Annotated in this window: 7 protein-coding genes; 5 read left to right on the top strand and 2 right to left on the bottom strand. The window is 48.4% G+C overall.

What is annotated here, in order from left to right; genetic code table 11:
• Positions 1-1372, top strand: a 1372-nt coding sequence (gene glnE / locus B3180_RS08705; protein WP_286844054.1) for a bifunctional [glutamate--ammonia ligase]-adenylyl-L-tyrosine phosphorylase/[glutamate--ammonia-ligase] adenylyltransferase, incomplete at its 5' end; no start/stop codon positions are given.
• Here the strand turns inward: glnE and lpxL are convergent.
• Together lpxL and tolC are read right to left on the bottom strand one after the other, a co-directional pair.
• Positions 1363-2289 (bottom strand): LpxL/LpxP family Kdo(2)-lipid IV(A) lauroyl/palmitoleoyl acyltransferase, encoded by a 927-nt coding sequence (gene lpxL / locus B3180_RS08700; RefSeq protein ID WP_199495031.1) that lies wholly within the window; start codon positions 2287-2289, stop codon positions 1363-1365. The two genes, glnE and lpxL, sit on opposite strands and share 10 nt — an antisense overlap.
• 99 nt (positions 2290-2388) lie before the next feature.
• Positions 2389-3771: an outer membrane channel protein TolC gene (gene tolC / locus B3180_RS08695; RefSeq protein WP_199495030.1), complete on the bottom strand. Its 1383-nt coding sequence runs from the start codon at positions 3769-3771 to the stop codon at positions 2389-2391.
• A 185-nt stretch (positions 3772-3956) separates the two neighbouring features.
• On the opposite strand from tolC, the gene B3180_RS08690 reads away from it, so the two are divergent.
• The 4 genes from B3180_RS08690 to B3180_RS08675 all read left to right on the top strand — a co-directional run.
• The gene (locus B3180_RS08690) at positions 3957-4568 is read left to right on the top strand and encodes an NUDIX domain-containing protein (RefSeq protein WP_199495029.1); all 612 of its coding nucleotides are present in this window, start codon (positions 3957-3959) and stop codon (positions 4566-4568) included.
• 14 nt (positions 4569-4582) lie between these two features.
• Positions 4583-5044, top strand: a complete 462-nt coding sequence (locus B3180_RS08685; protein WP_054489177.1) for a DUF1249 domain-containing protein — start codon at positions 4583-4585, stop codon at positions 5042-5044.
• 66 nt (positions 5045-5110) lie between these two features.
• Complete coding sequence (parE, locus tag B3180_RS08680) at positions 5111-7000, top strand: DNA topoisomerase IV subunit B (protein WP_286844051.1); 1890 nt, start codon at positions 5111-5113, stop codon at positions 6998-7000.
• Between the two features lie 197 nt (positions 7001-7197).
• The coding region (locus tag B3180_RS08675; RefSeq protein ID WP_286844049.1) for a hypothetical protein at positions 7198-7475 on the top strand (278 nt) is incomplete at its 3' end.

Here is a 7475-nt window from a genome sequence, read left to right as displayed (position 1 = left end):
GGAGAGCCGTCGCCGCAGTTCCGGCCCCCGGGGACGAGCAGCTTTAGCTCGCTTAATGCCCATGATGCTGCGCCACGCAATTCAACATCAACATCCGGAACGTTTGCTGGAAAGGCTGTTATCCATCATTAAAGCCGTGATGAGTCGTACGGCCTATATCGAGCTGCTTGCGGAAAACCCCGGTGCACGCGAACAACTGTGCAAACTTTGCATGGCAAGCCCATGGATTTCGGAGCAGCTGGCATTACACCCGATACTTTTAGATGAGCTTATCGATCCCCAGCAACTCTATAGTTTGCCCGAATCGAAGGATTATGCGTCGGTGTTGCGGGAGTATTTGCTGAGGATCCCCGAGCAGGACTTAGAAACGCAGATGGACGCTTTACGGCAAGCCAAACAAGCGTTGCAGTTAAAAATAGCGGCCGCCGATATTAGTGGTGTTCTTGAACTGATGAATGTCAGTGACCACTTAAGCGCGCTGGCTGAAGCTATTATCGCTGAGGTGGTCGGTCTCGCATGGCATCACCTGACACAAAAGCATGGCAAGCCAGAGGGCACCAGTGTCGACAACACAGGCTTTGCCGTGCTCGGCTATGGAAAGCTCGGTGGTCAGGAATTAGGGTATGGCTCTGATCTCGATCTCGTTTTTGTTACAGACGCCAATTATCAGGGCCAGACCGATGGTCAACGACCTATAGAAGTTCAGCAATTTTACTTGCGTCTTGCGCAACGGATCTTGCACTTATTTACTACGCGGACTGTGGCTGGCATTTTGTACGACGTTGATTTGCGCTTAAGGCCTTCAGGCCAGGCGGGACTACTGGTGACTCAGGTAAGCTCATTTGCACGTTATCTGAGGGACGATGCCTGGACCTGGGAATTACAGGCATTGGTTCGGGCCAGACCGGTATTTGGTGTTCCGGCATTGCGTGAAACCGTTATGGATATACGACGCAGTATTTTGTCTCAGCCCAGAAACGAGCAGGAATTGCGTAAAAGCATTGTGGAGATGCGAGAGAAAATGCGTGAGCATTTAGCACAACGCAACAGCAGCATGTTTGACCTAAAACAGGACGCGGGTGGCATTGCGGACATTGAGTTTATAACGCAGTACATCGTACTACGGCACGCACATAATCACCCGGAGTTATGTCAATACAGTGATAACGTCAGACTTCTGACTGAGGCACAACAACTGCATTTGTTATCTGAGGTGAATGCGCAAAATTTGATTAACGCTTTTCAGATTTTCCGTTGCGAGAGTCATGCTTTGGCATTACAAGGCGAGCAGTTGCTGGAAGAGCACAACCTGGATGCTGAGCGTCAGGCTGTACTCGACTGCTGGAATCAATTGCTGGAAGATCAACGGTAGTAGCTTGGCATATCAGGGTCGGGGCGCGTTTTAAAGCGCCGATGAACCCAGAGGTATTGCTCCGGAGCTTTTAGTATTGCTTGTTCGGCTAACTGATTAACCCGCTCTGCATCGGCTTTATCGTCGCCGCTGGGGAAGTTCTCAAGTGGTGGCTCGTAATAAAGATCGTACCCACTGCCGTCATCACGTCTGACACAGCGGCTGACCAGTACCTTGCAATTAGGGTTACGTGCAAAAAGCATGGTGCCTAAAGTGGTGGAGGTGTCTGGTACCTCGAAAAACTTAACGAACTCAACACGGCGCCGGCCATAATCTTGATCCGGCAGGTAACCGGCAATATCTCCCTGAGTCAGCGCATTCATCATGGCCTTAACATCGCGACGTTGGATCATGTACTTGTTTGAGCGCCCACGTCCGCGAGTCTGCAAAAATTCCATCACCGCATTATTGTGAGGACGATACAAGCCGACGGCTGGTTCGACAAAGCCATGCAGTCGCGCATGGACTTCCAGACTAAGGAAGTGAAAAAGCAATAACAGAATACCACTGCCGTCTTCCTGAGCTTTGCGAAGGTGTTCCTCACCGTGAATGTGCAGCTTTCGTTTAATTCGCCAGTTTGGCCACCACCAGGCCATGCCAATTTCAAAATAAGCGATACCGGTGTTTTTCATATTTTCGGTCAGTAACGCTTCAATTTTTTCATCGCTATAGTCAGGGAAACACAGCTTCAAGTTGGTTCGGGCAATGTTGACCCGGCGCGGCATGAGCTTCTTAAACAGTAAGCCTAACCCCCGACCCATAGCAAGTTGCAGGCGGTATGGCAGCCACGAAACACTGTAAAGGACAAAGACACCAAGCCAGGTTAGCCAAAACTTAGGATGCAGAAAGTAGAACTTAAATTTGGGAGGTTCGATCACAACAGATGCCGCTAATTATTCTTCAATTATCGCGGATAGTAACATAAAACATTTGAAATAAGGCACCACCTATAAGCGGCGGTGCCCTGGTCTGCTCTGTTAGTCAGCCGCAGTGCCTTCTACATTTTCAGAAAGGCTACTGTTTATCGCTAACAGGTCTTGTTCTTGTAACTGTCCTGCAGCTTGTTCAAGGCGTAGAATTTGACGGATATAACCATAACGAGCTTCAGATAAATTACGTTTTGCATTATAGAGGTTACGGGTGCTATCCAGTACATCAACGATAGTACGAGTACCGACTTCAAAACCGGCTTCAGTGGCTTTCAATGCACTCTCTGCAGACACAACAGACTGCTGAAACGCATTAATGCTGGCAATAGACGCTGAAACCTCGTAGTAGGCATTACGTACCTCGCGTTCAATATTCCGGCGAGTCTGAACCATTTGTTGGCTGCTGGCCACATAGTTGTCGCGAGCCTGAGCAACTTCCGCTGATGTACGGAAACCTGAGAAAATAGGTACGCTGACATTCAAACCAATAGAGCGGCTGTCCAGACGAGGTAAATCTGTTGTCTGTTGACCATTCTGATTCGAAATTGTGCGCTCTGTGTCCGATGTAGAATAGCTGGCCTGAAGTGAGACTGTAGGATAATGACCACCCTGGCGCAGCTTAATTTGCTGCTCAGCAATGTCTACCTGAACTTTACTTTCCAATAGGCTAAGGTTGCCATTTTCAGCTTTTTTCACCCACTGACGAACATCTTCTGGTGCCGGATCGCTCGGTGAAAAAGTTTCGGTATCTAAAGCTGCCAATGTTTGCGGGTATTGGCCGGTAATTTCGCGAATGTCTTCTAAGGCAATTTCAACCGCATTGCGAGCCTGAATCTCACGTGCGACAGCGCTGTCGTATTGAGCCTGTGCTTCGTGAACATCGGTAATAGCGGTTAAGCCGACTGAAAAGCGTTGCTTGGTTTGTTCAAGCTGGCGCTCGATAGCCTTCTTTTCGGCTTCTGCGAAAGATAAGTCATCACGGGCCTGAAGAGCCTGGAAGTACGCATTAACAACACGTAACATCAGGTCTTGTTGGGCGTTGCTGTAGGCAACTTCCGCCTGATAGGCTTGCTTCTCTGCAATGTCGGCGTTTCTCCAGACAGTCCAGTCAAAAATACTCTGGTTCAGCGTAATGCCGGCTTGCCAGCCACTGCTGTCGCTATCGAAAACTTGAATGCCTGACTCAAAAACTAGCGGGGATTCGCTTGTTGAGTCACTGTAACCAGCTTCTCCCGAAACCTGAGGCAGGAATCCTGACTTGGCAATATCAATACCTTTTTGTGCGGCATCACGCTCTGCTGCGGCACGTAATAAGGTCGGATCATTATCAACTGCTAAGCGATAAATTTGAGCCAAATCTTCAGCATTTGACGTAAAAGTGACTGTGGTCAATGCCAGACCGACAGCTGCCGACAAAAGATGCTTTTTCATGGTAGTCAGTTTCCTGTTACTTGACATGCAATGTTCAATAATTGCGCATAGTTTACATACAGCGCTGAATGATTACCAGTGTAAATGATTTGCGCAAATACTTTAAGAAAAACATGGTTTCAGAATTCGCTCAAGTGTAACAGAATGTTTGTTTTCAGTTACTCTCAATAATAGGACTCGTTAGTATGGCAATTCGTTTTCACCGAGATGATGTGAAAGTAAAGGAAAAGACACCGCTTTATCAAGGTTTTTTGTCAGTTTATCGCTATTCTTTACAACACCGTTTGTTTTCTGGTGACTGGAGTCCGGTCATTGACCGGGAATTAATGGAACGGGGACATGCGGTTGTTGTTATACCTTATGACCCGGTAACCGATGAGTTGGTGGTTGTTGAGCAGTTCCGCGTAGGCGCACTTGAGGACGAAAATGGACCTTGGTTGTTTGAGTTTGTCGCCGGGATGTTTGATGCCGACGAGAGCGCTGAAGAAGTGGCAACTCGTGAACTGGAAGAAGAAGCTGGTTTAACAGCCAAACGTTTAATTTACGCTACCAGTTATTACTCCAGCCCGGGTGGTACCGATGAAAAGTTAACGATTTATATTGCGGAAGTTGATAGTAAATCGGCTGCCGACTTTGGTGGTCTCCCTGAAGAAGACGAAGATATACGCGTGCATGTGATACCAAGGGATAAAGTTATCGCTATGCTTGAACGTGAAGAAATCAACAACGCAGCCAGTGTAATTGGGTTACAATGGTTGCAGTTACACCATGATAAGGTGTTCTCTGATCTGGAGTAAACTGAGGTTTTATTATGCTACAGCGCTATGTTGTCGACGTGGCTGAACTGCACCGACTGAACGAACTTAACTACGCAGGGTTGTTGCCTCTGCTGTCCCAGCTTGAGTCTCAGGCTCAGGTTACGATTTATGCCGGGGAGCATTTAGCATTCAGTTTGCGCAACGTGAGTGAAGCGCGCTATACCTCAGACATTGAAATTGAACAGTTGAAGCCGGACTGGGCAGACTACCTGCATGCTAAAATGACGGTGCGGTTATATCATGATGTGCGTATGGCTGAGATTATATCCAGTCAGGGCGTTACTCGTTTAGCCGCACGTTATCAGCAGCCTAACCGTGAAATGCGGCACCAGGATGAAAAGCATCAGGTGAATCAATTTTTGGCCGACTGGTTAACCTTGTGTCGTAAGCAGGGCCATATTCAGCCTAAGCTGAGCGAAACTGCTCAGAAATTTATGCCGTACTACTTCAAATAGACGCCAGTTAGCGGTAAATTGAAGCACACTTTTCGTGGATCGAGCCAATAATAAAAACAGGGACTCATGACAGACTATAAATCCGACTCCATTGAGGTGCTGAACGGACTGGAACCGGTTCAGCGCCGCCCCGGTATGTACACTGACACCTCTCGGCCTAATCATTTAGGTCAGGAGGTTATAGATAATAGTGTCGATGAAGCTCTGGCGGGGCATGCCAAAACGTTGCTTGTTGTTCTGCATCAGGACCAGTCGCTGGAAGCCACCGACGATGGTCGGGGAATGCCGGTGGATATTCATCCGGAAGAAGGTGTTCCGGGTGTTGAGCTGATCATGAGTAAACTGCATGCCGGCGGTAAGTTTTCGAATAAAAACTATCCATTTTCCGGTGGTTTGCATGGTGTTGGTATCTCGGTGGTTAACGCTTTATCCAAGCGTGTTGAACTGACCATTAAGCGTGATGGGCAAGTTTATGAAATGGCCTACGAGAACGGCGATAAAGTCAGTGAGTTGGAAGTAACCGGAACGGTGGGGAAAAGAAACACCGGTACACGAGTTCACTTTTGGCCGGACCCTCAATATTTCGATTCTGCAAAATTCTCTGTTACCAAGTTAAAACACATATTGCGCGCTAAAGCTGTGCTATGTCCCGGCCTGACAATTACCTTCCGTAATAAAATTGATGACACGGAAGATACCTGGTTTTATCAGGATGGCTTAACGGATTATTTGGTTGAGGCGGTTAAGGATGTACCGACCTTACCGGAAGAACCCTTCGATGGTAGTTTTAGCTCGCAAACAGAAGGTGTTGACTGGGCTGTTACCTGGCTGCCTGAAGGTGGCGAAGGGGTCTCTGAAAGTTACGTTAACTTAATTCCGACCACGCTGGGCGGTACTCATGTAAACGGACTACGTCAGGGGTTACTGGAGGCTATGCGTGAGTTTTGTGAGTTCCGTAACCTGTTACCCAGAGGGGTCAAGTTAACTCCGGAAGACGTATGGGAACGTTGTAGCTATATTTTGTCGACCAAAATGCAGGACCCTCAGTTTGCAGGGCAGACAAAAGAGCGCTTGTCCTCGCGGCAGTCCGCCAGCTTTGTCTCCGGGGTGGTAAAAGACTCTTTTAGCCTTTGGCTGAATGAGCATACCGATCAAGCTGAACTTTTAGCCGATGTCTGCATTAGCAACGCGCAAAGACGACTAAAAGCCAGTAAAAAAGTGGTTCGTAAAAAAGTAACGCAGGGCCCGGCGCTACCCGGAAAGCTCACAGACTGTTCAAGTCAGGAGCCCGGCAGAAGTGAATTGTTTTTAGTGGAAGGGGATTCAGCGGGCGGCTCTGCCAAGCAGGCGCGCGACCGTGAATTTCAAGCGATCATGCCATTGCGCGGAAAAATCCTGAACACGTGGGAAGTTGATTCCGGCGAGATTTTGGCGAGCCAGGAAGTGCATGATATTTCCGTCGCGATTGGTATGGACCCGGGTAGCGAAGATCTGAGCGAGCTGCGCTATCACAAAATTTGTATTCTGGCGGATGCGGACTCAGATGGTTTGCATATCGCCACGCTTTTGTGTGCACTGTTTGTAAAACATTTTCCGGTGTTGGTGCGCAACGGTTTTGTCTATGTGGCTATGCCGCCGCTGTACCGTATCGACATAGGCAAAGAAGTGTATTACGCACTGGATGAAGGTGAGAAAAACGGCGTACTCAATCGCATCGCCGCTGAAAATAAAAAGGGTAAGCCTAATGTGCAGCGCTTTAAAGGTTTGGGTGAAATGAACCCTTTGCAGTTGCGCGAAACTACCATGGCGCGCGATACCCGTCGTTTGGTGCAACTCACTATTGGTGAAGATGACGGCACCATGCAAATTATGGATATGATGCTCGCTAAAAAGCGCGCGGGGGATCGAAAAACCTGGCTGGAAGAAAAAGGCAATCTGGCGGAAATTGCGGTTTAGCTGGTCAATTCATAGATAATCCTTTTAACTGCTTTCCTGATTCGTAAAAAGCAAACCCGCAATGGTTTGCTTTTTTTATTGGGGCTGTAAGCTGTTCCGGCGATCCATTGCACATCTATAGCTTGCAGACTCGCACCTTGGCAAAAGTTGACTACACTTTCTACATAATTCCCATAACACCTGTTCAGGAAGTGATCATGAAAAATAATGTTAATTGGTTTCTGCTATCTTCCCTTGTGCTCCCATCGCTGCTTTTGACAGGGTGCGGTGGCGGTAGTGGCACCGAAAAAGCACCGGCACCTTCGGGCCCTAATGCCTTTGTTGCGGGCACTCATCCGCGTTTTGATCCGGTAATTGCTGACCTTCCGTTCAATACCGACCTGATTTTTGCTGCCGCGGCCACAACGGATGGCACCGCCAATCTGGGCGCGGCGACTGACCCGGTGCGCGCGACTATGAATCAGCTGGATGGTTT

Origin of the sequence: Idiomarina sp. UBA4206, from assembly GCF_002383015.1 — a bacterium.
Classification (GTDB): Bacteria; Pseudomonadota; Gammaproteobacteria; order Enterobacterales; family Alteromonadaceae; genus Idiomarina; species Idiomarina abyssalis.
The sequence above is the reverse complement of the archived record's forward strand: the minus strand, read 5'-3'. Positions and strand labels throughout refer to the sequence as shown.

Excerpts from the sequence above, each read along its gene's own strand:
- B3180_RS08685 (WP_054489177.1), top strand. The coding sequence starts at position 4,583 with ATGCTACAGCGCTATGTTGTCGACGTGGCTGAACTGCACCGACTGAAC.
- tolC (WP_199495030.1), bottom strand. The coding sequence starts at position 3,771 with ATGAAAAAGCATCTTTTGTCGGCAGCTGTCGGTCTGGCATTGACCACA.
- parE (WP_286844051.1), top strand. The coding sequence starts at position 5,111 with ATGACAGACTATAAATCCGACTCCATTGAGGTGCTGAACGGACTGGAA.
- B3180_RS08690 (WP_199495029.1), top strand. The coding sequence starts at position 3,957 with ATGGCAATTCGTTTTCACCGAGATGATGTGAAAGTAAAGGAAAAGACA.